The organism is Mesorhizobium sp. M8A.F.Ca.ET.202.01.1.1, assembly GCF_004791595.1.
In the GTDB taxonomy this organism is placed as follows: domain Bacteria; phylum Pseudomonadota; class Alphaproteobacteria; order Rhizobiales; family Rhizobiaceae; genus Mesorhizobium.
In genome coordinates, this window is record NZ_SRUN01000259.1 from 1 (window position 1) to 295 (window position 295).

General features: G+C 59.3%; 1 protein-coding gene. It reads left to right on the forward strand.

What is annotated here, in order from left to right:
• Window positions 1-101: 101 nt before the first annotated feature.
• Window positions 102-295: hypothetical protein (locus EN845_RS35915; RefSeq protein ID WP_210235541.1), on the forward strand; the 194-nt coding region annotated here is incomplete at its 3' end.

Consider the following 295-nt stretch of genomic DNA (forward strand, 5'->3'; position numbering starts at 1 on the left):
CGGCTTCAGACAATAGGTGGAAAAAGGCGGGGCTTGCCCCGCTTTTTTGTTTGCCCGGTTTTCTCCTTTGATGGACAGTCCGCCCTGCTTGTCGGAGCGTCTTGCCGTTTCACGGAACCGGCGAGCCGCTCTATCACCTTGTCTTGACGCAATCCCTGACGGAAAGTTACGGCGAAGGCGCCGAACTCAATCGCTTCGCACTTTTCCTGGAATTGCTCTGGGGGCGCCGGATGTCCAGCGAATCAGGCTCACGATCCAGATGGTCGACGGCGCTCGTGTCGGTGTTCGGCGGGCC